Annotated in this window: 23 protein-coding genes and 1 tRNA gene; 17 read left to right on the top strand and 7 right to left on the bottom strand. The window is 40.5% G+C overall.

Annotation, left to right across the window (positions count from 1 at the left end):
- Positions 1 to 54: 54 nt before the first annotated feature.
- On the bottom strand, positions 55 to 666 hold the full coding sequence (locus tag DXC23_RS04025) for a phosphoribosylanthranilate isomerase (protein WP_117704875.1): 612 nt from the start codon (positions 664 to 666) through the stop codon (positions 55 to 57).
- A gap of 209 nt (positions 667 to 875) precedes the next feature.
- Here DXC23_RS04025 and rpsF point away from each other — a divergent pair, with 209 nt between their 5' ends.
- Genes rpsF through rpsR form a run of 3 tightly spaced genes read left to right on the top strand, consistent with a single transcriptional unit; the run spans position 876 to position 2,021 of the window.
- Positions 876 to 1,172 carry a 30S ribosomal protein S6 gene (gene rpsF, locus DXC23_RS04020; protein WP_117704874.1) on the top strand — a complete coding sequence of 99 codons (297 nt, stop codon included), beginning with the start codon at positions 876 to 878 and terminating at the stop codon, positions 1,170 to 1,172.
- Positions 1,173 to 1,224: 52 nt separating this feature from the next.
- The gene (ssb, locus tag DXC23_RS04015; protein ID WP_117704873.1) at positions 1,225 to 1,737 is read left to right on the top strand and encodes a single-stranded DNA-binding protein; all 513 of its coding nucleotides are present in this window, start codon (positions 1,225 to 1,227) and stop codon (positions 1,735 to 1,737) included.
- Between the two features lie 44 nt (positions 1,738 to 1,781).
- Positions 1,782 to 2,021, top strand: coding sequence for a 30S ribosomal protein S18 (rpsR, locus tag DXC23_RS04010; RefSeq protein WP_117704872.1), 240 nt, complete (start codon positions 1,782 to 1,784; stop codon positions 2,019 to 2,021).
- Between the two features lie 160 nt (positions 2,022 to 2,181).
- Here the strand turns inward: rpsR and DXC23_RS04005 are convergent, their stop codons facing one another.
- A complete protein-coding gene (locus tag DXC23_RS04005; protein ID WP_117704871.1) occupies positions 2,182 to 3,474 on the bottom strand; it encodes a UDP-N-acetylglucosamine 1-carboxyvinyltransferase in 1,293 nt (430 codons plus the stop codon).
- A gap of 583 nt (positions 3,475 to 4,057) precedes the next feature.
- Between DXC23_RS04005 and DXC23_RS04000 the strand changes: the two genes are divergently transcribed.
- Both DXC23_RS04000 and DXC23_RS03995 read left to right on the top strand, forming a co-directional pair.
- Entirely contained in the window at positions 4,058 to 4,375 is a 318-nt protein-coding gene (locus DXC23_RS04000) for a metalloregulator ArsR/SmtB family transcription factor (RefSeq protein ID WP_199523038.1), read from the top strand.
- A 14-nt stretch (positions 4,376 to 4,389) separates the two neighbouring features.
- A complete protein-coding gene (locus tag DXC23_RS03995) occupies positions 4,390 to 6,972 on the top strand; it encodes a heavy metal translocating P-type ATPase (protein ID WP_117704869.1) in 2,583 nt (860 codons plus the stop codon).
- A gap of 232 nt (positions 6,973 to 7,204) precedes the next feature.
- On the opposite strand, the gene DXC23_RS03990 is transcribed toward DXC23_RS03995, so the two are convergent.
- The 3 genes from DXC23_RS03990 to DXC23_RS03980 are packed head-to-tail and all read right to left on the bottom strand — an operon-like array spanning position 7,205 to position 11,035.
- Positions 7,205 to 7,849, bottom strand: coding sequence for a redox-sensing transcriptional repressor Rex (locus DXC23_RS03990; protein WP_117704868.1), 645 nt, complete (start codon positions 7,847 to 7,849; stop codon positions 7,205 to 7,207).
- 43 nt (positions 7,850 to 7,892) lie between these two features.
- Positions 7,893 to 9,104, bottom strand: a complete 1,212-nt coding sequence (locus tag DXC23_RS03985) for an NADP-dependent isocitrate dehydrogenase (protein WP_117704867.1) — start codon at positions 9,102 to 9,104, stop codon at positions 7,893 to 7,895.
- On the bottom strand, positions 9,104 to 11,035 hold the full coding sequence (locus DXC23_RS03980; RefSeq protein WP_117704866.1) for an aconitate hydratase: 1,932 nt from the start codon (positions 11,033 to 11,035) through the stop codon (positions 9,104 to 9,106). Before DXC23_RS03980 ends, DXC23_RS03985 begins: the two co-directional genes overlap by 1 nt.
- Before the next feature lie 278 nt (positions 11,036 to 11,313).
- Here DXC23_RS03980 and typA point away from each other — a divergent pair, with 278 nt between their 5' ends.
- The 3 genes from typA to DXC23_RS03965 all read left to right on the top strand — a co-directional run bounded on the left by typA (position 11,314) and on the right by DXC23_RS03965 (position 15,916).
- On the top strand, positions 11,314 to 13,137 hold the full coding sequence (gene typA, locus DXC23_RS03975; RefSeq protein WP_117704865.1) for a translational GTPase TypA: 1,824 nt from the start codon (positions 11,314 to 11,316) through the stop codon (positions 13,135 to 13,137).
- Positions 13,137 to 14,015 carry a 3'-5' exonuclease gene (locus DXC23_RS03970; protein ID WP_117704864.1) on the top strand — a complete coding sequence of 293 codons (879 nt, stop codon included), beginning with the start codon at positions 13,137 to 13,139 and terminating at the stop codon, positions 14,013 to 14,015. Before typA ends, DXC23_RS03970 begins: the two co-directional genes overlap by 1 nt.
- Before the next feature lie 227 nt (positions 14,016 to 14,242).
- Entirely contained in the window at positions 14,243 to 15,916 is a 1,674-nt protein-coding gene (locus tag DXC23_RS03965) for a trypsin-like peptidase domain-containing protein (RefSeq protein WP_117704863.1), read from the top strand.
- 254 nt (positions 15,917 to 16,170) lie between these two features.
- Here the strand turns inward: DXC23_RS03965 and DXC23_RS03960 are convergent, their stop codons facing one another.
- Together DXC23_RS03960 and DXC23_RS03955 are read right to left on the bottom strand one after the other, a co-directional pair.
- Positions 16,171 to 16,674, bottom strand: coding sequence for a hypothetical protein (locus DXC23_RS03960; protein WP_117704862.1), 504 nt, complete (start codon positions 16,672 to 16,674; stop codon positions 16,171 to 16,173).
- Positions 16,675 to 17,172: 498 nt separating this feature from the next.
- Positions 17,173 to 17,257: transfer RNA gene (locus DXC23_RS03955), tRNA-Leu, on the bottom strand.
- 212 nt (positions 17,258 to 17,469) lie between these two features.
- On the opposite strand from DXC23_RS03955, the gene DXC23_RS03950 reads away from it, so the two are divergent.
- From DXC23_RS03950 to folD, 9 genes are all read left to right on the top strand, one after another.
- Positions 17,470 to 18,216 carry a dockerin type I repeat-containing protein gene (locus DXC23_RS03950; RefSeq protein WP_117704861.1) on the top strand — a complete coding sequence of 249 codons (747 nt, stop codon included), beginning with the start codon at positions 17,470 to 17,472 and terminating at the stop codon, positions 18,214 to 18,216.
- A 151-nt stretch (positions 18,217 to 18,367) separates the two neighbouring features.
- On the top strand, positions 18,368 to 18,805 hold the full coding sequence (locus DXC23_RS03945; protein WP_158552424.1) for a LytTR family DNA-binding domain-containing protein: 438 nt from the start codon (positions 18,368 to 18,370) through the stop codon (positions 18,803 to 18,805).
- 13 nt (positions 18,806 to 18,818) lie between these two features.
- The gene (locus DXC23_RS03940) at positions 18,819 to 19,268 is read left to right on the top strand and encodes a DUF3021 domain-containing protein (RefSeq protein WP_117704859.1); all 450 of its coding nucleotides are present in this window, start codon (positions 18,819 to 18,821) and stop codon (positions 19,266 to 19,268) included.
- Positions 19,246 to 20,163 carry an ATP-binding cassette domain-containing protein gene (locus tag DXC23_RS03935; protein ID WP_117704858.1) on the top strand — a complete coding sequence of 306 codons (918 nt, stop codon included), beginning with the start codon at positions 19,246 to 19,248 and terminating at the stop codon, positions 20,161 to 20,163. Before DXC23_RS03940 ends, DXC23_RS03935 begins: the two co-directional genes overlap by 23 nt.
- The gene (locus DXC23_RS03930) at positions 20,163 to 21,032 is read left to right on the top strand and encodes an ABC transporter permease (protein WP_117704857.1); all 870 of its coding nucleotides are present in this window, start codon (positions 20,163 to 20,165) and stop codon (positions 21,030 to 21,032) included. The genes DXC23_RS03935 and DXC23_RS03930 overlap by 1 nt, the downstream gene beginning before the upstream one ends.
- A gap of 144 nt (positions 21,033 to 21,176) precedes the next feature.
- Positions 21,177 to 22,451: a pitrilysin family protein gene (locus DXC23_RS03925; protein WP_117704856.1), complete on the top strand. Its 1,275-nt coding sequence runs from the start codon at positions 21,177 to 21,179 to the stop codon at positions 22,449 to 22,451.
- A gap of 19 nt (positions 22,452 to 22,470) precedes the next feature.
- A complete protein-coding gene (locus DXC23_RS03920; RefSeq protein WP_117704855.1) occupies positions 22,471 to 23,754 on the top strand; it encodes a pitrilysin family protein in 1,284 nt (427 codons plus the stop codon).
- The gene (lgt, locus tag DXC23_RS03915; protein ID WP_117704854.1) at positions 23,754 to 24,620 is read left to right on the top strand and encodes a prolipoprotein diacylglyceryl transferase; all 867 of its coding nucleotides are present in this window, start codon (positions 23,754 to 23,756) and stop codon (positions 24,618 to 24,620) included. The genes DXC23_RS03920 and lgt overlap by 1 nt, the downstream gene beginning before the upstream one ends.
- Positions 24,562 to 25,413, top strand: a complete 852-nt coding sequence (gene folD / locus DXC23_RS03910; protein ID WP_117704853.1) for a bifunctional methylenetetrahydrofolate dehydrogenase/methenyltetrahydrofolate cyclohydrolase FolD — start codon at positions 24,562 to 24,564, stop codon at positions 25,411 to 25,413. Before lgt ends, folD begins: the two co-directional genes overlap by 59 nt.
- Positions 25,414 to 25,512: the final 99 nt, after the last annotated feature.

Here is a 25,512-nt window from a genome sequence, read left to right as displayed (position 1 = left end):
CACCTGTTTGTAATTATATTTAAGTGGATTTGAATAATGTTTGATTATTTGTGATTATTTAGAATTTCTCGCATTTTCAATAAATGCTCTGACAAGCTCAAAATCCTTGCCCGATTTGTCGGCAAGCTCAACGCCTGAGCTGACATCTACCGCAAGGGGGCGCACCTGAGCAACGGCTTTGGCTACATTGTCGGCAGTAAGTCCGCCTGCAAGGAAAAGCATTTTTTGGTTTTTCGGGAGTTTTTCAAGCATAGACCATTCAAAACTCTTGCCACTGCCGGGTACTGCCGAATCAAATAAAATTCCTTTTACATTGTCAAGATTTTCAATATCGCCAATGCTTTCAATTCCGCTCACATTAATTGCCCGAATAACGGGGGTTTTGCACTCGCTCAAAAGCTTTTCGCTGATTTTGCCATGAATTTGCACATAGTCAAAGCCGAGGGTGTGTATCTGTTCAAGCTGTTCTTTCGTGGGCGACACCGTAACGGCTACGCTCTTTATTTTTGGGTCGAGAGCAGAGAGCAGCTTTTGCGCCTTTTCGGGCGAGATATTCCTATGGCTTTTCTCAAAAAACATAACAAACCCGGCAAAATCGGGCGAAAGGGTGTTTACACATTTTATATCATCGGGATTTTTAAGTCCGCAAATTTTTACTTTTGCCATAATTTCCTCCTGTGCTATTAATAATATGTTATCATAAGGAAGAAAAATGTCAATATTAAAAGAAGAATTGCGGAATTTCAGCAAATTTATTTCTGAAAATTATTGACAAACCCCGAAAAGATGATATAATTATCTTGTTATGCAACATAAAGAGTATAACAATCCTTGCGGCGAAAGCCGCCATAATGTCCAGAAGGAGGTGCAATATAATGGCAGTAACAGCTAATTACGAGACAGTAATGGTAATTTCTCTTAAGAACGGCGAAGAGAACGTTCAGAAAATCGTAGAGAAATTCAAGGCTCTCATCGAAAACAATGCCACTTTAAAGAATGTTGACGAATGGGGCAAGAGAAAGCTCGCTTACCTCATCAACAAGGAGAGCGAAGGCTACTATGTTCTCTTTGATTTTGAAAGCACAGCTGAGTTCCCTGCAGAGCTCGACCGTATCTACAAGATTACAGATGGCGTAATGCGTTCAATCATCATCAAAAAAGACGAAGAATAATTAACGAATGAATCTATGGTAGGGTTATTCCCGAACACGAAAGGAATTAAAAATGCTTAACAGAGTGATTTTAATGGGCAGATTAACTGCCGATCCAGAACTTAAAACTACACCAAACGGTGTCAGCGTAACATCATTCAGCATTGCTGTTGACCGCTCATATGTTAAGAGCGGAGAAGAGCGCAAGGCAGACTTTATTAACATTGTTTGCTGGCGTCAAACAGCCGAGTTCGTTTGCAGATATTTCGGCAAAGGCTCGCTCATTGCCGTTGAGGGACAGCTCCAGAGCCGTTCTTATCAGGCAAAAGACGGTACAAACCGTTACATTGTTGAAGTTGTTGCAGATAATGTTCAGTTCACAGGCGAACGCCGAGATAACAATTCAAACGGATACAATAATCAGTCTTACGGCAACAATCAATCATATGGTGCGCAGTCTTATGGCTCTAACCAGTCTTACGGCTCAGCTCCGTATCAGCAGGCACAAGCTCCTGCTGAGTCATATCAGAGTGGTTCAAATTCAGATTTTCAGGATATGCCACTTGATGATGATTTACCATTTTAAATTTAACTGAATTATAATATAATTCATTGAAAGGAGTTCTCACAATGGCTGACAGACCAATTAACCGTGGTAGAAAAGCTCGCAAGAAAGTTTGCGGTTTCTGCGTTGATAAGGTAGAACACATTGATTATAAGGACATCGCTCGTCTTCGCCGTTATATGTCAGAGAGAGGCAAAATCCTTCCTCGCCGTGTAACAGGCACTTGTGCAAGACATCAGCGTGAAATTACAGTTGCAATTAAGCGTGCAAGACACCTTGCTTTGCTCCCATACACAGCTGACTAATCAATAAAATATCAGTATTTTAAGCACCGTTTAATTACGGTGCTTTTTTGTGCTTGGTGGGGTAATGGGGGAGAGCGGAAAAAAATAAACTTTCCAAAACAAAACCGCCTGAGTTTTACACTCAAGCGGTTAAATTATTTTAGCAAATTATTTATTCGGTTTAAGCACGAAGTTCCTCGTCGTTTTCACCTGCATAGTAAACCTTTTTAATGTCTGCACCCAAGGCTCTGAATTTTTCGATAACATCTTCATAGCCACGCTCAATGTACTGAATACTTGAAATCTCAGTTACACCGTTAATCTCAAGAGCTGCAATAATCATTGCTGCGCCTGCTCTAAGGTCGGTAGCCTTTACAGGTGCTGCTGTAAGCGGTGAGCCACCCTCAATAATTGCAAGTCTGCCCTCAACAGAGATATGTGCGCCCATTCTGATAAGCTCGCTTACATACTGATAGCGGTTATCCCATACATTTTCGTTAATAATGCTTGTACCCGGTACGCTGACTAAAAGCGCCGCAAATTGTGGCTGACAGTCGGTAGGAAAACCGGGGTGAGGCATAGTCTTAATGTTGCAGCGCTTTAAAGGGTTTTTAGTAGCGTCAACCTTAATAGCCTCGTCATACTCTGTAATTACAACACCCATTTCACGCAGCTTGGCTGTAATTGACTCAAGGTGCTTTGGAGTAATGTTGTTTACTGTAATGCAGCCTCTTGTGGCAGCTGCGGCACACATATATGTGCCTGCCTCAATCTGGTCAGGAATAATTGAATATGTGATTCCGTGCAGATACTTTACACCACGAATTTTAATTACATCTGTACCTGCGCCCCTTACATCTGCTCCCATTGAATTAAGGAAGTTTGCAAGGTCAACAATATGCGGCTCTCTTGCGGCATTTTCAATGATTGTCATACCCTCGGCTTTAGATGCCGCAAGCATAATGTTCATTGTTGCGCCGACTGAAACTACATCAAGGTAAATGTGCTCGCCATGGAGGTTATCTGCATTTGCCTCAATAATAGCGCCGTCAACAAGCTGAGTAACTGCGCCCATAGCCTCAAAGCCCTTTAAATGCTGGTCAATAGGGCGAACGCCAAAGTTACAGCCGCCCGGTAAAGCCACCTGAGCTTTGCCACATCTGCCAAGAAGAGCGCCGAGGAGGTAGTAAGATGCTCTCATACCTCTTACTAACTCTGTTGTAGCAGAGTGTGTTGAAATATGTGTTGGGTCTATATAAAGTGATGATTTATTAATTCGTCTTACCTGCGCACCCATCTGCTGAAGAATTTTGCTGATAAGGGCAACATCGCTGATATTTGGTATATTTTCAATCTGACAAGGTTCGTCACAAAGAATTACTGCCGGTATAATTGCTACTGCGGCATTTTTAGCACCGCTTATATTTACTTCGCCAAAAAGCGGCTTACCGCCGTTTACTACAAACTTTTCCAAACTGTTACACTCCAATTCCATATACTGCACATTCACAATAACGAATATGTGAGTTTCCATAATCTAAAACTAAATAAAATAAAGTGCGTGCAAAAAGACAGCAACTGTAATTGCTGTAAAAATGAGTATCTGCCAAACTACTCTTTAGATAATAGTATATCCACAAATATATTACATTTTCTTAAAACACACATTATGCCGCATTACAACAAGGTAACACTAACATTCTTATATAGAAAATGATACTACAAAATTGTAGTAAAGTCAACGCATATTTGAAATTGTAACTTATTTTTAGCTAAAATGTACTCATTTTAGAATTATAAAATTGAGTTTATTCTTATTATGGCTAAATGTAGTTACAACGCTGCAATTATTCTTATAAGAAATAATAAACTTGTCATAATTGCAATATAGAATTAAAACTTTGCAATTAAATTATTAATTTATAAATCCCGAAATCTACGGTAAAATCTGAAAATTATTTATAAAATCTATTGACACAGCCATATAGGTGTGCTATACTCAAACTAACATATGAACATATAAACATATGAACAAGTTATTGAACGGAGCGATTGCTATGATAGATAATAATGATAACAAAAACAAAGAGATACCCGACCTTGAGATTTTGTTTGATCTTGCAGATTTGTTTAAGGTTTTCGGCGACTCAACCCGAATAAGAATAATGTTTGCCATTTCTGACAACGAAATGTCTGTACTCAGCATTGCCGAGGCTCTCAATATGGAGCAGAGCACTATTTCTCATCAGCTGAGGGTTTTAAGACAAAACAAACTTGTAAAAGTCAGGAGAGAGGGCAAGCAGATTTACTATACACTTGACGATGACCATGTTAAGAAAATTATTGAGATGGGACTCGACCATGTTCTTGAGTAAAGGAGGCACTTTTTATGAAATACAGTTTTACACTTGACAATCTGAATTGTGCGCATTGCGCAGGCAAAATTGAAACCAAGCTTGCCGGAACAGACGGATACGAAAATGTAAACTTTAACTTTGCCAATAAAAAGCTCGTGCTTGAAAGTGCCGAGAATGTAACAGCGCAGGATATACAAGCGGTTTGCGACAGCATAGAGGACGGAGTAGAGGTTATTGACAACACAAAAAGGAAGAATTTAAAGCAGTATTCCTTTACATTAAATAATCTTAATTGTGCGCATTGCGCAGGCAAAATTGAAACCAAACTTGCCGAAACAGACGGATACGAAAATGTAAACTTTAACTTTGCCAATAAAAAGCTCGTGCTTGAAAGTGCCCAAGATGTTACAGCGCAGGATCTACAAGCGGTTTGCGACAGCATAGAGGACGGAGGAGAGGTTATTGACAACACAAAAAGGAAGAATTTAAAGCAGTATTCGTTTACATTAAATAATCTTAATTGTGCGCATTGCGCAGGCAAAATCGAAACCAAGCTTGCCGAAACAGACGGATATGAAAATGTAAACTTTAACTTTGCCAATAAAAAGCTCGTGCTTGAAAGTGCCGAGAATGTAACGGTACAGGATATACAGGCGGTTTGCGACAGCATAGAGGACGGAGTAGAGGTTGCAGACAACAGTGTAAGGGAGAGCAACTCAGCCGAGCAAAATGCAGGTTCAGCTAAAAAGGACAAAAAGACAGAAATTAAAAACGAGATAATCTCAATCATCATCGCCGCAGTTTTGGGCATAACGGCATTTGGACTTGAGCTCACCGTTTTCGGCGACTCAGAGTCCGGCTCGGTCGGCTCGTTTGTTCTGCTCGCACTCAGCCTTGCGGCTACCGTAATATCAGGCTGGAGAACCTTTGTAAAAGGCGTTAAATCTATATTTAAACTTCAAATAGATGAAACTACCTTGCTCACCATTGCGGTTGTTGCCGCCTTTGTTTTGGGCGAATATGTTGAGGCGGCTATGGTTACAATTCTCTTTGCAGTCGGCGAAATTGTCGAGGAAAAGGCAGTTTCCGCATCGAGAAACGACATAGCAAAGCTCGCTCAGATTAGACCCGATAACGCAACGGTACTCATTGACGGCAAAGAGGTTATAAAAGCCGCCGAAGATGTGAAAATCGGCAGTACCATCGTTGTTAAACCGCACGAAAGAGTGCCGCTTGACGGCGTGATTTCAAAGGGAAATACCACACTTGACTCATCGGCGCTCACAGGCGAGAGTGTACCTGTTGACGCAGAGGTCGGTAGTGAAGTAATGAGCGGAATGATTAACGGTAATTCTTTAATAGAAATAAAAACAACTAAGGAATTTGGCGACAGCACCGCCGCAAGAATTATAAAGCTCGTTGAGGATGCCGCCGCTACAAAAGGCAAGAGCGAAAAGTTTATCAGCCGCTTTGCCGCAGTTTACACACCTATCATCATTTTAATTTCAATCATCGTTGCCATTGTACCGCCGCTTGTAGGCTTGGGCAGTTTCAGCACATGGGTTTATCGTGCTTTGGTATGTCTTGTAGCCTCTTGTCCTTGCGCCATTGTTATTTCCGTTCCGCTTTCGTACTATTCGGGACTTGGCGCATCGTCAAAAATCAGCGTGCTTATTAAGGGCGGAAAATACATTGAGGCACTCGCAAAGGCAGACGCATTTGTGTTTGATAAAACAGGCACACTCACAACAGGCGAATTGTCTGTAAATAAGGTGTTTGCTTACGGCAGTCATTCGTCAGCCGAAATATTATCGCTTGCCGCCGCTTGCGAAAAATATTCTTCTCACCCAATAGCTATGGCAATCAAAGCAAAAGCCGAAAAGAATAACTTGCCTGAGCTTTCCGATTACAGCGAAAAGGCAGGACAGGGCGTTACAGCTAAGTATAACGGCAAGAGCCTTGCCTGCGGCGGTTCAAAGATTTTGACAGACCGCCAAAAAGCAACAGCCGAAAAAACCGCATCGGTTTATGTTATTTATGACGGCGAATTAATCGGCGCAATTTCTGTAAGCGATACATTAAGACCGGAGGCAAAGTCTGTTATTGATGAGCTGAGAAAACTCGGTGTTAAGGACAGCATAATGCTTACGGGCGATAAGAAAGAAAATGCAATGGAAATAGCAAACGAGCTGAAACTCGATTCTTATGCGGCTGAGCTTATGCCGTCAGACAAACTCGAAAAGCTCATTGATATTAAGAAAACACATAAGTCGGTTTGCTTTATAGGTGACGGCATAAACGATGCGCCTGTACTTACTGCGAGTGATTGCGGCTTTGCAATGGGATTTGGCAGTGAGGCTGCTATTGAGGCTGCCGATGCAGTGCTTGCGGCAGGCAACCTGAAACAGTTGCCAAAGTCGATAAAAATTGCAAAAAAGGTTGTAGCAACCGTAAGAACAAATATCACATTTGCGCTCGGAGTAAAAACAATAGTAATAATCCTCGCAATACTTGGCATAGCACCAATGTGGCTGTCTGTATTAGCAGATACAGGCGTAAGCGTACTTTGCGTACTTTATGCCGCAAGACTTTTGCATTTAACCGATAATAAGTAAATTTATGTAAATATTTCCTCTCATAAAAAACTGCCGCATTCCAAATGGAGTGCGGTAGTTAATTGTTGCTTTTTATTAAATTAATTGGAGTGAATTATTATTTTGCTTAACTCGTGCACTAAACCATAAATTAACCCCAACTATTGACATTGAGCTTTTTAACTTTGTGATAAACTAAGTTAAACCATAATTAAAAGGCTGTTCCGCAAGATAGGGAACAGCCTTTATTTAATTATAAGATTTTATCTCGGTTATTCATTTTGTAGCATAAGGTCATAAGGCTGTCACTGAGGTGGACATTCTCCACAAGTGTATCGTTATATTTTCTCGCAATGTCATAGTGACTGAAATTCCAATAGTTCTTGATGCCGTAACCATACAGCTTATCAAGTACATTTTCCACACATACTCTCGGTATGCACAAAAACGCAGTGTTAATCCTGTTGTTCTGACAAAAGTCATCGAGCAGACTGTCGTGCATTATTGTAAGATTATTCAGCTTTTTGCCCACCTTTTCCTCGTTGCAGTCAAAGCAGGCGATAAGCTCAAAACCGAGCTTTTCAAAGTTCATATGCTTTGCAACCGCTTTGCCAAGGTTGCCTGCGCCTATGAGTATAGCCTTATAATCGTTGTTAAGACCAAGAATATTCTGTATTTCTTCTTTCAGCTGAGCCACACTGTAACCGTAACCCTGTTGACCAAATCCACCAAAGCAGTTAAGATCCTGTCTTACCTGAGAAGCGGTTACATTCATAATTTCAGCCAATTTTGTAGATGAAATCTTGTCAATGTGCTGTTCGTTTAACTCAGATAAAAAGCGGTAATATCTGGGCAGTCTTCTGATTACAGACATTGAAATGTTGTCATTTCTGGACATTGTACTTTAACCTTACTCCTTTTAACCGATTTATAATTATGCCTTACGCAAGCGCAGCTGCAAGACGCTCGTTTACTGCAAGCAAGAAATCCTCTGAATTAACCTTTTTCTTGTTTTCAAGAGTTGAAATAGCGTAAAGGTCGCCTGTCATAACACCGTCTTCAATAGTGTCGATAGTAGCCTTTTCGAGCTTGTCTGCAAAGCTCATAAGTTCAGGAAGATTATCAAGCTCGCCACGCTTTCTGAGAGCACCTGTCCAAGCAAAGAGAGTTGCAACAGAGTTTGTAGAGGTTTCCTCGCCCTTGAGATACTTGTAGTAGTGGCGCTGAACAGTACCGTGTGCTGCCTCGTACTCATATACACCGTCCGGTGAAACAAGCACGCTTGTCATCATAGCAAGTGAACCGAATGCAGTGGCAATCATATCGCTCATTACATCGCCGTCATAGTTTTTGCAAGCCCACATATAGCCGCCCTCACTTCTGATAACTCTTGCAACGGCGTCATCAATAAGTGTGTAGAAATATGTAATGCCTGCCTGCTCAAATTTCTCTTTGTACTCGTTTTCAAAAATTTCGGCAAAAATATCCTTGAATCTATGGTCATACTTCTTGCTGATTGTATCCTTTGTGGCAAACCATACATCGAGTTTCTGGTCGAGCGCATAGTTAAAGCAAGAACGGGCAAATGATGAAATGCTCTTGTCAAGGTTGTGCATACCCTGAATGATACCGTCTGTCTTAAAGTCAAAGATTGTACTTCTTTCCTCTGTACCGTCAGGCTTTGTTACACAAAGCTCAGCCTTGCTGCCTGCCTTAACAACCATTTCTGTATTCTTGTAAACATCGCCGTAAGCGTGACGGGCAATGCAAATCGGCTTTTTCCATGTAGGAATATACGGAGTAATGCCCTTTACAAGAATAGGACTTCTGAATACTGTACCGTCGAGAATAGCACGAATTGTGCCGTTTGGTGATTTCCACATCTGCTTGAGGTTGTATTCGTCCATTCTTGCTGCGTTAGGTGTGATTGTAGCGCACTTTACGGCAACACCGTATTTCTTTGTAGCCTCGGCACTGTCAATAGTAACCTGATCGTCTGTTTTGTTTCTGTTTTCAAGACCGAGGTCGTAGTACTCGCTCTTTAAGTCAATGTATGGGTAAATAAGAATGTCTTTGATTTTCTGCCAAAGAACTCTTGTCATCTCGTCGCCGTCCATCTCAACGATGGGGGTAGTCATTTTAATTTTATCCATTAGCTGTTCTCCTTTGTATAGTCAAGCAAACCGCCTGCAAGAATAATTGCTCTTGTTCTGTCTGAAAGCTCGCAGTCGGCAACAATGGTTTCGCCTGTTGTCTTGTTTACAACTGTAACAGCCGAGCCTTCTGCAATTTCCTTTTTAACATCAGGAAGCTCAAGCATATCGCCGAGCTTAATCTTATCGTAATCGGCAGTGTTTTGGAATGTAAGCGGAAGAATACCTGCGTTGATAAGGTTGCTCTTGTGAATTCTTGCAAAGCTCTTTACGAGAACTGCCTTAACGCCGAGGAAAAGCGGAGCAAGGGCAGCGTGCTCTCTTGATGAACCCTGACCGTAGTTTTCGCCGCCTACGATAATGCTCTTGCCGAGAGTTTTTGCTCTCTCAGGGAATTCCTTGTCGCATACTGTAAAGCAGTGCTGAGAAATAGCAGGAATGTTTGAACGGAGCGGAAGAATTTTTGCACCGGCAGGCATAATGTGGTCAGTTGTAATGTTGTCGCCAACCTTGAGTGAGCAGGATGCCTCGATAGACTCTGTAAGAGGACTTGTAGCAGGATACTCCTTAATGTTTGGACCTCTTAAAATTTCAACATTGTCCATTTCCTCAACAGGAGCAGGAGCAATAACCATATTATCATTGATAAGGAACTTCTCAGGCAGCTCAATTTCAGCGGCAGGACCGAGCTTTCTTGGGTCTGTAAATACACCTGCAAGTGCCGATACGGCAGCTGTTTCAGGAGATACAAGGTAAATCTGACCGTCTGCTGTACCGCTTCTGCCCTCAAAGTTACGGTTGAATGTACGAAGTGAAATACCCTTGCTGTTTGGCGACTGTCCCATACCGATACATGGGCCGCAGGCACTCTCAAGGATTCTTGCGCCGGCAGCAATCATATCTGCAAGTGCGCCGTTCATAGCAAGCATATTAAATACCTGCTTACTGCCCGGAGCAATAGCAAGCGACACGCCGTCTGCAACTGTTTTGCCCTTTAAAATGTGAGCAACTCTCATAAGGTCAAGGTAGCTTGAGTTTGTGCATGAACCGATACATACCTGGTCAATCTTCTTGCCCTCAAGCTCGCTGATTGGCTTAACATTGTCCGGTGAATGAGGACAAGCAGCAAGCGGCTCAAGCTCTGAAAGGTTGATTTCAATAACCTCGTCATAAACAGCGTCAGCGTCAGCGCTAAGCTCTGTGTAGTCTTCCTCTCTGCCCTGAGCCTTGAGAAATTCTCTTGTGATTTCGTCTGAAGGGAATACAGAGGTTGTAGCGCCAAGCTCCGCACCCATATTTGTAATTGTAGCACGCTCAGGAACTGTAAGTGTTTTAACGCCTTCACCGCCGTACTCAACGATTTTGCCGACACCGCCCTTAACGCTCATAACTCTTAATACTGCAAGAATAATATCCTTTGCAGAAACCCATGGGCTGAGTTTACCCGTAAGATTAACTCTAACCATTTTCGGCATTGTGATGTAATATGCACCGCCGCCCATAGCAACAGCAACATCAAGACCGCCCGCACCGATAGCAAGCATACCGATACCGCCGCCTGTCGGAGTGTGGCTGTCAGAACCGATTAATGTTTTGCCCGGCTTACCGAATCTTTCAAGGTGTACCTGATGGCAAATACCGTTGCCCGGTCTTGAAAAATAAATGCCGTGCTTTTTGCATACCGACTGAATAAATCTGTGGTCATCGGCATTTTCAAAACCTGTCTGCAATGTATTGTGGTCGATATATGCAACGCTCTTTTCGGTTTTGACTCTCGGAATACCCATAGCCTCGTATTCTATGTAAGCCATTGTGCCTGTTGCGTCCTGTGTAAGAGTCTGGTCAATGCGCAAACCGATGTCGTTGCCGACAACCATTTCGCCGCAAACCAAATGCTCTTTAATAATTTTCTGTGCAATTGTGTAGCCCATTTGATTACCTCCGCAAAAAGTATTTTTGTGGTATTTGCAATATAAAAGCAATAACCCGTATACATTAATTGCCAATTATAAGGCAATTATTAGTACCTATTATATAACATTTTTCTCTTTATGTAAAGTAAAAATGGATGTAAATACGAAAATTTGCGTTTTTGGCACTATCTGTTGCTAAATTTCAAAAATAAATTGAATTTTCTGTTTTATGGTGATATAATAAAAAAGTATGCGCAGGACTATTTGAATTTAGATTTTAATAGGGGGATAATTTTATGGAAACAAGAGAAAATTTAAGAAATATAGCGATTATCGCTCATGTTGACCATGGCAAAACTACTCTCGTAGACCAGCTCTTAAAGCAGAGCGGTATTTTCAGAGCAAACGAGGCTGTGGCTGAAAGAGTAATGGATTCAAACGACCTTGAGAGAGAAAGAGGCATTACAATTCTTTCTAAAAACACAGCGGTTATGTATAACGGTATTAAAATCAACATCGTTGATACCCCCGGTCATGCTGATTTTGGCGGCGAGGTTGAGCGTATCCTTATGATGGTTGACGGCGTTGTACTTCTTGTAGACGCTTTCGAGGGCTGTATGCCGCAGACAAGATTTGTTCTTAAAAAGGCTTTGGGACTTGGCAAAAAGCCTTTGGTTGTACTCAATAAAATTGACCGTCCGGGTGCAAGACCGGAAGAGGTTGTAGACGAGGTTTTAGACCTCTTTATCGAGCTTGGCGCTGACGAAGACCAGCTTGATTTCCCTGTTGTATATGCGTCGGGTCGTGACGGCTACGCAAGCCTTGACCCACATCAGCCGGGTACAGATATGAAACCGCTTTTTGAGGCTATTGTAAATGAAATTCCTGCTCCGCAAGGTGACGCCGAGGGCGGACTTCAGATTCTTATTTCAAACATTGACTCAGACCCGTTCGTCGGCAGAATCGGCGTGGGCAGAGTTGAAAGAGGCACTGTTAAAACAGGTCAGAGCGTTGCAATTTGCCATACAGACGGCAATGTAACAAAGAATGCAAGAATAGGCAAGATTTACCAGTACGAGGGACTTAAAAGAGTAGAGAGCGAAACTGCGGAAATGGGCGACCTTATCTGCGTGAGCGGTATTCAGGATATTAATATCGGCGAAACAATCTGCGACCCTGAAAATATCGAACAGCTCCCATTCGTAAAGATTGACGAGCCTACCGTATCAATGAACTTTATTGTAAACAACTCTCCGTTTGCAGGCAGAGAGGGCAAGTATGTTACTTCAAGAAATCTTCGTGACAGACTTTTCAAGGAAATTGAAACCAATGTTGCGTTGAGAGTAGAGGAAACCGACAGCGCCGATACATTTAAGGTATCGGGCAGAGGCGAGCTTCACCTTTCTATTCTTATTGAAACAATGCGCCGTCAGAATTACGAATTTCAGGTATCTCGTCCGCAGGTTATCACAAAGATGATTGACGGCAAGTTAAACGAGCCTATGGAAATGCTTATTATCGAAGTGCCTGACGCTTATGTTGGCGCAGTTATGGAAAAGCTCGGTTCAAGAAAGGCAGAGCTTATCAATATGGGCACTCGTGAGGGCGGCTCAACTCACATTGAGTTCCGTATTCCGTCGAGAGGTCTTATGGGCTATCGTCCTGAATTCCTTACAGACACAAACGGCAACGGTATTATGAACCATGTATTTGACGGCTATGAGCCATACAAGGGCGAAATCGTAACTCGTCATCAGGGTTCGCTCATCGCTTTTGAAACAGGCGAAACCGTAACATATGGTTTGTATGCCGCACAGGAGAGAGGCAGACTCTTTGTCGGCCCGGGCGTTCCTGTATATGAGGGTATGATTGTAGGCGCAAGCCCTAAGTCAGAGGACATTACAGTAAATGTATGTAAGAAAAAGCACATCACTAATACCCGTGCATCGGGTTCTGATGACGCACTCAAGCTCACACCGCCGTCAATTCTTTCACTTGAGCAGTGCCTTGAGTTTATAGCTGATGATGAGCTTGTTGAGGTTACTCCTGAGAATATCCGTATGCGCAAGCGTATTCTTTCAAAGGAACAGAGAATGAAACAGGCTTTCCGTAAAAAATAATGAGTTTTGTAGTATTAGATCTTGAATGGAACGGTTCGTTCAGCAGTAAGGAGCAGCGTTTTGTAAATGAGATAATTGAATTTGGTGCGGTAAAAACAAATGATAATCTCGAAGTTGTAGACAGATTTGAAATGCTGATTGCCCCACAGATTGGCAAAAAGCTTTGCTCAAAGGTAAAAAAGCTGACAAAGATTACCAACGAGGAATTAAGAGAAAACGGTCATACTTTTATGCACGCCGTTTCTGAATTTAAAAAATTCTGCGGCGAGTCCGTATTGGTAACATGGGGCACAAGCGATATTCTCGCATTGATTGAAAACTATATGTACTATGCTCATAAGCCTGAGCTGCCATTTCTTACAAGCTATTGCAATGTGCAGGATTACTGCGAGAAATGCCTTTCTGTTAATGATAAATCGTCACAGCTCGGACTTTCGGTGTGTGCCGATATGCTCGCCATAAACTTTGATGTTGAAGAACAGCACAGAGCGTATGCCGATGCCGAGCTTACACTAAAGTGTATGAAACATCTTATAGACGATTACCCGATAGACAGCTTTATTACAGACGCAACCTCTCACGATTTTTACGACAGACTGCTGTATAAAAATCATTTTATTACAGATATTAATAATCCTGAGATTGACAAACGCAGTATGCGCTTTAATTGTGATGAGTGCGGCAGACAGGCTGCAAGGCAATCTAATTGGAAAGTCAAGAATAAAAGCTTTGTTGCGCCGTTCTTGTGCAAAAGATGCGGAAGAAAGTTTGTAGGCAAGATTTCTTTTAAAAAGAAATATGACGGAGTAACCGTAAGAAAGCGTATAGTAGAGTATTACGAAAAGCCTGCCGATGAAAAAATCGAGAGCGAGGCATAGCATAATAATCTTCTATACATATATAATAGTAATATAAAAACGCAATGCCGAACGGTCGCAGTGACTGTTCGGCATTTTTAAGAATAAAATGTGAAACGGGTTTCATTGTTATTTCAATTTATTTCATATTCATTTCAAAACGAGTTCATATAGTTTTCACTTGGTAAAATTATTATATATACATCGTAAGAAATACGAAAGACACAGCATTAAAGGAGGACAAAATAATGCTTGATAATAAAAATCCAAATGAATTCGACGACATCTATTCAGGTAATACTGAAAACACAAATTCAGAAACTCCACAGGAGAAATCAGCAGACAATGCCGAGGCATCTTATGAGTGGAACTGCGAAAAATCAGACAACAGCGCAAGCGGTAATGAATACCATTATTCATATGTAAATGGCAACAATAAAGACGCATCTCATAATCCTAACAGATACAATGAGCCGACACAGTATTCGTCACAGCAAAGCTATTCGTCACAGAGCGCAGAAACAGGATACAGCAATAATTACCATAATCCAAACACAAACACTTATGATAATTATCAGCAAAATACCTATTCCGCTCAGAATCAGCAGTCGCAGAATGTATATAATTCTCAGCCGTACGGTGCAGCACCTAATCATTCGGCAAACGCAAAGCCGCACAAGGTGAAAAAGCCTAAAAAGCCGAGAAAGCCTGTTTCAAGAGGCGCCATTGCCATTGCTCTTGCAGCTACAATGGTATTCTCTTGCGGACTTGGTTTTGGCGGCGGTTATTTTGCAAATAAAATGAACACCACCACAAGCGGCAGCTTGAATATTACCAAAACAAGCAGCAATGGCAACACTACAACAGCCTCAAGCACTTCAACCGCAAGCTCAACCTCTGAAATTGTTAAAAAGACAGCCGACAGCGTTGTAGAGATTTCAACCGAAAGCGTTGTAACAGGCTCGTTCGCACAGCAGTATGTTCAGCAGGGCGCAGGCTCGGGTGTTATCATTTCTCAGGACGGTTACATTCTTACAAATAACCATGTAATTGACGGAGCAAACTCTGTTAAGGTAAGACTCAGAGATGGTACTGAATACGATGCAACCATTATCGGCAGCGATTCAAGCAACGATATTGCATTGCTAAAGGTCAATGCAACAGGTCTTTCAGCCGCAACATTCGGCGACAGCAGCAGACTTGCAGTAGGCGACTATGTAGTTGCTATCGGCAATCCGCTCGGCGAGCTTGGCGGTACAGTTACAGACGGTATCATTTCAGCACTTGCAAGAAAGGTTACTATTGAAAATACTCAAATGACCCTTTTGCAGACAAACGCTCAGGTAAACCCGGGTAACTCAGGCGGCGGACTTTTCAATGCAAACGGCGAGCTTGTAGGTATTGTAAACGCAAAGCAGAGCGCAACCGAGGTTGAGGGTATCGCTTTTGCTATCCCGATTAATAATGTACTCGACATTCTCAGCGACCTCAAGGAATACGGCTATGTAACAGGCAAGGTTGACCTTGGTCTGGATTTTACAGATATTACCTCTGATGAAACCGCATTCTATTATGGCGTAAACCAAACAGGCTGTTATGTGCTTTCTGTTGATTCAGGCTCAAATGCCGAAAAAGCAGGCATTACAAGAGGCGACCTTGTAACAAAGGTAAACGATACCGATGTTTCAACATCGGATGATATTACAACCGCACTTGAAAAAGCAGAGGTAGGCGATACCGTAACATTTACAGTTAGCCGCCGAGGCACAAGCAAGACAGTTTCATTTGTACTTGAGGAATATGTGCCTGCGGTAAGCAATTCTAAGATTTCCAACGGCTCACAAAAGAGCACAACTCCTACATCAGACAGCAACAATTCAAATGGCGACAAATCTATTTGGTCACAAATGTTTGGTTGGTAATGCGTCTGTTCATATAGATAATTCATTCTGAGCTCTCCATAGCGACAGCCGATGCGTTTTGCACCGGCTGTTGTGCTGTTTAGCGGTTTTTCAAAAATAATAGGGCAGACAAAGCGTCAGCCCTATTATGGTTTAGTGCATTAAATTGCGGTAGCAAAAAGTATTTGTGGGCTTTGCCCACACTCACAACCTTTGAAAAGGTTGATCAAACTTTTATAAATGTTTTTCTAATGCATTATGCTAAATAATAAAATTTACTGTTTCGGAATAGGTTTTGCTAATTTCATAGCATCGTCTGTTCCAAAAGTGCGGCGAATAACAGTTTCAATATATTTTTTGATAAGTGTTTCGTCATCAACTGTTGTAAAAAATCTCAAAACCTGCGTTTGATTAAACCATACTATTTTCATAGGTGCTTTTAAAGTTTTGCTAATTCCGGCAACGGAAAGACTTGCGGTTTCGGTTTTTAATATTTCTGTTTCACTGCATTTGCAGTTGCTCTTTTTGTATAATTCTGTAATATCGGTATCTTCTGAGTCAATAAAACCGCTCGTTACTTGTGATATATTTTCCAAGTCAGCGGCTGCCATATAATCAGCCGAGCTAATCATATAATCCCATCCATAGCCCTGCGCTGCCAAAAGCACATCATATTGATGCCAAGGCCCTGATTGAATATGCTTTATATCTCTGATAAAGGTTACATCATCAATGCAATCTTCGTTATTTTTCTTTTTAAATTTATCAAACAGTCCCATATTATTTTCCTTTATTACAGAAAAGATTTAGTAATAATATATCTAAAAATTACCATACTTGTAAAACAAAAAAACAGACTAATAAGAAAGTTAATCCGTTTCTTATGGTGCGAGTGACTTAGTTAAAAAATAAGTAAACTTTCTGCCTCGTTTGATGCGGCTTGCAAAAATTATAAATATCATCAACGCTCTCCCTAAAAACAGTCCACCGGACTGTTTTCTTAACGGTCGCCTTCAAGTCCCGTTATCAATTTGCTTGTAAAACAAAAACAGACTAACAAGAAAGTTAATCTGTTTTTATGGTGCGAGTGACTTAGTTAAAAAATAAGTAAACTTTCTGCCTCGTTTGATGCGGCTTGCAAAAATTATAAATATCATCAACGCTCTCCCTAAAAACAGTCCACAGGACTGTTTTCTTAACGGTCGCCTTCAAGTCCCGTTATCACTTTGCTTGTAAAACAAAAAAACAGACTAATAAGAAAGTTAATCTGTTTTTTATGGTGCGAGTGACGGGACTTGAACCCGTACGTCGTGAAACACACGCCCCTCAAACGTGCCTGTCTGCCTATTCCAGCACACTCGCTAATATTAAGTTTTTGTACTGAGATTGTTTCCTCTCAATCAACGAGTGTTATTATACCACCGTAATTTACAAATGTCAACACTTTTTTTGAAAAAATACATCTCAGAAGCAATAAATTTGCAATTTGTATTTTTATGTGTTATAATAAAAATGTTGTGATGTTGAAAAACATCAGTAAATAACAGAATAAAAGGTATTGTGAAGGAGAAAATATGAATAAAAAAATAAGTAAATTTGTTTCTTGTGTTCTTGCTGTAACTTTGTTTATGAGCCTTCTTACTGTTACCGCTTTTGCGGCAGAAAGTAATTATGATTTGAACGGCGACGGAAAGGTATCAGTATCTGATGTAACCGCTTTGCAGTTAAGACTTTCGGGGAACAGAAGTAATTGGACCGATGCATATGAAAAGCGTGCGGATATTAACGGTGACGGCAAAATTAATATTAATGATGTAACCGCTTTGCAAAATATTCTTATGAATGCGTCAAGCGGAGGTACAAGCAGCGGAGCAAGTGCAGCTAATTCATTTTTAATTAAATTACCGTCAAATAAAATTGACAGCAGTTATCAGGGAAGAACATATAAACTTTCCGATAAAGAAAGGGCTTACATAGAAAAAATTGTAATGGGTGAGTTCGGTACTTCTTATGCAGGTTCTGTATTTATTGCACAGTGTATAAGAGATGCTCTTGTTTACGGATATTGCAAAAATCCTATGGATTTAAGAAAATCATCTGCCAACGGCGGTATGGGGTATGACGGATACAGAGAAAATGTAAACGCAAATGCTAAAAATGCCGTGTCATATGTTTTTGACAATGGCGGTAACGCTGTTCAGCACCGTATACTTGTAATGTGTACAGATGAGTATTATAACGCTTATCCGAACAATTGGCATTCAACTCAAAATTACATAACAAAATACGAAAATGTACTGTTCTTTGACTATTGGAACTGATTTTTACCGCTGACCGAGAGGTTGGCGGTATTTTTTATGCAACTTAACCTTTGTATTTTGCATTTTACCTAAAAATACTTTAAATTGAATACAATTTCTGCTATTCTATAAATGTACTTAATAAATGAATTTAACTTCACAGAGGGAATATATGAAGATAAAGATAATTAAAGACAGCACAGTTACCGAAACCGAGATTACGGTTAAATGTGCGGCTGTTGACGAGAATTTAAAAAGACTCCTTGACGAGCTTGAACATAACAATGCAAAGCTGACCGGCAGAATTGATGATAAAACATTTCTTATATCTGCTGAAATGATTTATTACATAGAAAGCGTTGATGAAAAGACATTTATTTATTCTCAAAATAAGGTGTATGAAACCGATTACAAACTCTATCAGACAGAACAGCTTTTACCGCAATCCGATTTTGTAAGGATAAGTAAGAATTGTATTCTTAATATAAGCAAACTTACGGGTGTAAGGCCATTGCTTAACGGAAAAATGGAAGTACATATGAATAACGGAGAAGTTCAGATTGTAAACAGGCATTATTTAAAAGATTTTAAAAGTAAATTCGGACTGTAAAGGGGATAGAACAATGAATAAATTAAGTCAGTATTTTTCTGCTTTTGTAAATTCATTTGCTTGGCAAACACTTATACTTGCTTTGCTTAATGTGTTTTTAGGCAGCGGTTTTGTTTTTAATGCATACAGCGTAATTCAATGCTTTATTGTCGCATTGGTTATTTCTGTATTAATGTTTGTGACCGACATGATATTATCAAACGGTTTTAAACTCAAACTTAGTTTGTTGACTGTAAGCATAATATATATTTTAGAAGTTTTTGCCGTGGTTATGGTAGTAGGCGGAGCAATATTCGGTTGGTTTGATTTTGTAATGTCAGACTTGCTGATTGCGACAGGTGTAATTATTGCGGTGTTTTTGATAGTGTTTACAATTCAAATGTTGAGAATGAAAGCAGATTCAAATACGATTAATAAAATATTAAAGGAGAGAAACGGCAATGAAAAAAGCAATAGTAATTGAAAATTTAACAAAGACTTACGGCGATTTAAAGGCTGTTGACAATATTAGCTTTTATGTGGAGGAGGGCAGTCTGTTTGCCTTTTTAGGGCCGAACGGAGCGGGAAAGTCAACCACCATAAGTATATTGAATACTTTTTTAAAGCCTGACGGCGGCAGAGTTGAAATCGGCGGAAGAATACTCGGAAAAGAAGATTCAAAAATAAGAGCCGAAATCGGTGCGGTATTTCAGGAAAGCCTGCTTGACCCATTGCTTACCGTAAAAGAAAACCTCTCGATACGAGGCAGTTTTTACGGATTAAAAGGTAAAAGTTTGAAAAATGCAGTTGTCGATGCTATCGAAAAATCGGGTGCAACCGATTTTATGAACAGACCGTACGGTAAACTTTCGGGTGGTCAGCGCAGAAGAGCAGATATTGCAAGAGCATTGATTAATACACCTAAAATATTATTTCTTGACGAACCGACTACCGGACTTGACCCGCAAACAAGACTTGCGGTATGGGAAACCGTAAGTAATTTACGAAAAGAATACGGAATAACGGTTTTTCTTACCACTCATTATCTTGAAGAAGCAGAGAACGCAGGATATGTTGTAATTATGGATTCGGGTAAAATTGCGGCGCAAGGAACTCCCGTTGAACTTAAAAGCAAATATGTTTCGGATATGCTTACAATATACCATAAAGACAGTACAATGGCGGATATTGAAAGGATACTGAAGTCAAAGAATATGAAATACACATTTACGAAAGAAACTGTAAAAATTCCCGTTAAGTCAACTTTTGCAGCTTTGCCGGTAGTCAATGAGCTAAAGGATTACATATTTGATTTTGAAGTTCAGAAAGGTAAAATGGATGATTTATTTGTAACTGTTACAGGAAAGGAGATAAAGTAATGCTTGCTTTGGTGAAAAGAAATATTAAAATATATTTCAGAAATAAGGGCGCTTGGCTTGCGTCTTTGCTTACGGTATTTATAATCGTCGGCTTGTATGCGCTTTTCCTCGGAGATCAACTTTCAAAAGGTTTTGAGGGTATAGGACTTGACAGCCCAAGACTTCTTACAGACGGTTGGATAATGGCAGGTATTATTTCTATTATGCCGCTTTCAATATCTCTCGGAGCGGTATCAATAGTAAGCGACAGGTCAAAAGGACTTTTTAAAGACTTTTACTGTTCACCTGTAAGCCGCAGCAGAATAACTCTCGGATATATTTTAAGTCTTGCTTTGATTTCGTTTTTTATTACATTGATAGGTTTTATTCTCGGTGAAATATACATAGTTGTAAACGGCGGAGAATTATTAAGCCTTTTGAATATGCTTAAGGTTGTCGGCATAATTGCAATTGACGACCTTGCAACAACTTCTATTGTTATGTTTATTGCAATGTTTATAACAACCGAGGGCGCATATACCGCCGTATGTACGGTTATAGGTACAATTTCCGGATTTATTACAGGTATTTATATTCCTGTGGGTTCGTTGCCCGATTCGGTTGCAACTGCAGTAAAATGTTTTCCGATTTCTCATGCGGGCAGTATGTTAAGACAGATTTTTACAGAGAGTGCAATTACCGAATGTACCAAATCTGTACCTGCCGAATTAAAACCCGATGTAATTGATCAGATTAATTCCGAGATGGGTATAATCTATTCGTTCGGCGACCATACTGTGACTGATTTTGAAAGCATAATTGTTCTTGTTGCAACCGCAGCGGTTTTCTTTGTACTGACAGCTTTTGCGGCAAGAAGAAAAAAGAAATAATCATATAATATACATAAAAAGGGTGTTGTTTACAGACAATGCCCTTATTTTTTATATAAATGCTTTTATTTCCCGAAAAATTATGTTATACTAAACAATGTATATTAGATTGGAAATAATATAGATTATAGATTCGGAGATGATATGATGAATTCTGTTGAAAGAAAAATTATTGCCGACGGTGTTGCTTTTAACAACATTAAGGTAGATAGATTTAAAACAATCAGAATGAGTGTAAATCTTTATGTTCCTTTAAATGAAAAGGACGCAGCGCACAATGCTCTTTTGCGTGGACTTCTTACACGCTCGTGTAAGGCTTATCCCGATTTTACTCAGTTCAGCAAAAAACTCAGCTCGCTTTACGGAACAGACATTGTTTCAAGCGTAAAGAAAACAGGCGATTATCAGGTGCTAACTTTTACAGCGGTTGGTATTGACGACAGATATGTGTTTACCGATGAGGTTATCTCTGCCGAGCTTTCAAAGCTTTTGTGCGAGGTTATTTTTAATCCTAACATTACCGACGGTAAATTTAATGATAATGATTTCGAGCAGGAACGCAGACAGTTGCTTGACGCTATTGACGCCGAGTTTAACGATAAGCGCAGTTATGCTATAAGCACAATGCTTACCAATATGCTCAAAGGTCAGACCTGCGGCATTAAGCGCTACGGCTCGGTCGAGGAGATTAATAAAATCACTCCCGAAAGCCTTGTTGACGCTTGGAAAAAGGTGCTTAAAGAGTCTGTCGTAGAAATCTTTTACATTGGTGACAGCGGTGCAGACAAAGCCGAAAAGGTATTTACAGACGCATACAGCAAAATTGACAGAACACCTTGCAAGGTTGATATGACTTATGTAAAGAGCGCTGACGAGGCACAGCATATTGTTGAGGAAATGGATGTTTCTCAGTCAAAGCTCGTGCTCGGTTTCCGTTCGGGTGTCGGCTGTACAGATACCGAAAAAGATTGGATTGCAGGCAGACTTATGTGCGCTGTTCTCGGAGGTACCGCCAACTCAAAACTCTTTAATAATGTGCGAGAAAAGCAGAGCCTTTGCTATTACTGCGCCGCAAGCTACAACTTCATCAACGGTCTTATGATTGTAGACAGCGGTGTGCTCAATGAAAATATAGAGAAAACCGAAAAAGCTATTCTTAAAGAAGTTGAGGATATGAAAAACGGCAACATCACCGACTTTGAAATTGAGGCTACAAAGCGTGCAATGGTAAACGGATTCCGTACATCCAACGATACCACAGCCGGTATAGACAACTGGTATTCTTCACAGTTTATAAATGACGGTTTTAACAGCATTGAAGAACTTGCGGCAAAATATAATGCCGTTACAAAGGAAGAAATTGTAGAGGCGGCAAAAAAGCTCACACTTGACACTGTATATGTTCTCAAGAATAAATAAGCGAAAGGGAGTGTGTAAAATGGAGATTAAAGAGATAAAATCCGAAAGAGTTGCAGAAAAATATTATAAAATAAATCATCCGTCGGGACTTACAATTTATGTATATCCAAAAGAGGGCTACAATTCAGCCTATGCTATTTTTGGCACAAAGTACGGCAGTATCAACACAAAGTTTTCTGTTGATGACGGCGATGTAATCACTGTACCGGACGGCATTGCGCATTATCTTGAACACAAACTTTTTGAAAGCGAAGACGGCGACGCATTTGTGCGTTACGCAAAAACAGGTGCAAATGCCAATGCTTATACAAGTTTTGAAAAGACCTGTTATCTTTTTTCTTGTACCGAAAAGTTTGACGAAAGCCTTGAAATTTTGCTCGACTTTGTGCAGTCACCGTATTTTACTGCGCAGACCGTAGCAAAGGAGCAGGGTATTATCGGACAGGAAATCAAGATGTACGATGACGCTCCCGATTGGCGAGTAATGTTTAATATGCTTGAAAATATGTATCACAACCACCCTGTAAAAATTGATATTGCAGGTACGGTTGAAAGTATTGCTGAAATTACAGCCGAAAAATTGTACGAGGTGTATAATGTATTTTACAACCTCAACAATATGGTGCTTTGCGTTTCGGGCAATGTTACAGTTGACAAAGTGTTAAAAACAGCCGACAGACTTTTAAAACCGAGTGAAAAGCATACTATTCACAATGTATTTGAAAACGAGCCTTACGAAATTGTTAAGCCGTATGTAGAACAGGAATTTTCGGTTTCTATGCCGATATTTAACCTCGGCTTTAAGGAAAAGGCTGACTGCGTAAAGGGTGACGCTCAGGCGGCTCATACAGATATTTTACTTTTCCTCTTAGCCTCAGAAACAAGCGAATTATACCGCAAGTTGCTTGATGCAAACCTTATTAACAGCTCATTCTCTTACGAGCTGTTTGACGGCCCCGGTTACTGTTCGGTTATCTTTGGCGGCGAGTCAAGAGAACCGCAGAAAGCGGCAGAGATGATTAAAGATTATATAGTAAAGCTCAAGGAAAACGGCATTGACAAGGAAGAATTTGAAATTGCCAAAAAATCAATTTACGGCGATACGGTAGCATCGCTTAATTCGGTAGACACTATTTCAAACATTCTTGCTGACTACCATTTTAAGGGCAACAATATGTTTGACTACATTGACGAAATCGCAAACGCTACAATAGAAGATGTTACAAAGCGACTTGATTGTATGCTTGATGTAAATAACTGTACTTTGTCGGTTGTAAAGCCAATTCAGGACGGTGAAAAGTAATGGACTATAATGTTTCGTTTCCGGGACTTGGTCTTGAATTTACCGTAAATCCTGTTGCTTTTACCATTGGTAATTACCCGGTTTATTGGTACGGTATAATTATTGCATCGGGACTTCTGCTTGCGGTGCTTTACGCTTATGTAAGCTCAAAAAGATATAATGTTGACGGCAACAAGCTGATTAACTGTATTCTCGTGGGTATTATTACGGGAATTGTCGGCGCAAGGCTTTACTATTGTTTTTTTGAATGGGATTATTACAGCAAAAATCCGATTGAAATTCTCTATATAAACAACGGCGGACTTGCAATTTACGGCGGAATTATCGGTGCGCTTTTGGGTGGACTTATCGTTGCCAAAATTCAGAAAATGAAAGTTATGCCGATTCTCGATATTACTATGATGGGCTTTTTGCTCGGACAGGGAATAGGCAGATGGGGCAATTTTATGAATCAGGAGGCATTCGGCGCACCTACCGATTTACCGTGGGGTATGGTAAGTCAGGGTACGGACAACATTGCCGTTCACCCTTGCTTTTTCTATGAATCAGTATGGTGCCTGCTCGGATTTGTGGTTTTGCATTTTTACGGAAAATACAGACAAAGATATGCAGGACAAATTTTCTTCAGCTATCTTGTGTGGTACGGTTTTGAGAGAATGATAGTAGAGGGACTCAGAACAGACAGCCTATATATGCACTTCCAAATTTTTGGCAATGCGGTGCGAGTATCTCAGCTTTTGTCGGCAATTATTTTTGTTGTAGGTATAGTTATGCTTTTGATAAACATTAAGAGAAAGGATAGTTTTTATGCAGATTATAGACGGAAAAAAGGTATCGGCTCAGGTAAAGCAGGAAGTAAAAAATGAAACTGAGCTTTTAAAGAAAGAACATTCAATCACCCCGGGACTTGCGGTTGTCATTGTAGGCGACGACCCTGCCTCAAGGGTATATGTAAACAATAAAAAGAAAGCCTGTGAGCTTGTGGGATTTCATTCTGAGGAATATGCTTTGCCTGCCGAAACCACACAGGAGGAGCTTTTAGACCTCGTAAAAACACTTAACGAGAAAAAGGACATTAACGGTATCCTCGTTCAGCTCCCACTTCCAAAGCACCTTGATGACAAGGCAGTAATTGAGGCAATCAGTCCGCTTAAAGATGTAGACGCATTCCACGCTGTAAATGTAGGCAAAATTATGCTTGGCGAGTACGATTTTCTCCCTTGCACACCTGCCGGCGTAATGGAAATGCTCCATCACTACAACATTGAAGTAAGCGGTAAAAATTGCGTTGTAATCGGCAGAAGCAACATTGTAGGCAAGCCGATGGCAATGCTTTTGCTCCACGAAAACGGCACTGTAACAATTTGCCACAGCCGTACCAAAAATCTCGCAGAAATTTGCAGTAAGGCAGATATTCTGGTTGCAGCGGTAGGCAGACCAAAGTTTGTTACCGCCGATATGGTAAAGGAGGGCGCTGTTGTTATTGATGTAGGTATGGACAGAGATGAAAACGGCAAACTTTGCGGCGATGTTGACTTTGAAAATGTTAAGGACAAATGCTCATACATAACTCCTGTTCCGGGCGGCGTTGGCCCTATGACCATTGCCACACTTATGAAAAATACAATAAAAGCTGCAAAAATTCAGAATAACCTGTAAAAATAAGGTTGACAATAAATTGTATTTGTGTTATGCTATATAAGCCGCATATTGTGGGTTGCTAAATGAGTTTTTACTCTACCTGCAGATAGCGAGACA

Origin of the sequence: Eubacterium sp. OM08-24 (genome assembly GCF_003438075.1) — a bacterium.
Taxonomy (GTDB): Bacteria; Bacillota; Clostridia; order Oscillospirales; family Acutalibacteraceae; genus Ruminococcoides.
This window is presented reverse-complemented; position numbering and strand designations above follow the sequence as displayed.